The organism is Paraburkholderia sp. SIMBA_030, assembly GCF_046535245.1.
Taxonomy (GTDB): domain Bacteria; phylum Pseudomonadota; class Gammaproteobacteria; order Burkholderiales; family Burkholderiaceae; genus Paraburkholderia.
This window is the reverse complement of sequence record NZ_JAWRXB010001225.1, coordinates 1-250: the sequence shown is the minus strand read 5'-3', so window position 1 is coordinate 250 and position 250 is coordinate 1. Positions and strand designations below refer to the sequence as shown.

The 250-nt window shown below is 66.8% G+C and carries 1 protein-coding gene; it reads left to right on the top strand.

Translation table 11 applies throughout. From position 1 onward, the window contains the following. Positions 1-24 precede the first annotated feature (24 nt). A partial coding sequence (locus SB772_RS43940) for a LysR family transcriptional regulator (protein ID WP_410839019.1) occupies positions 25-250 on the top strand: 226 nt, incomplete at its 3' end.

Sequence of the window (250 nt, the reverse complement as noted above, 5' to 3'; positions counted from 1 at the left end):
GATTCATTCCTGATATAGGCGGTCATGCTCACACACCGGCACATCGAGGGCTTCCGCGCGCTGATGGTCACCGGCAGCACGACGCGTGCGGCCGAGATGCTCTATACGTCGCAGCCCACGATCAGCCGCGAGCTCGCGCGGATGGAGCAGGTGATCGGCTTCGCGCTGTTCGAGCGCTCGCATGGCCGGCTGCGGCCGACGATGGCCGCGCTCACGCTGTTCGACGACGTGCGGCTCGCGTATGTGGGGC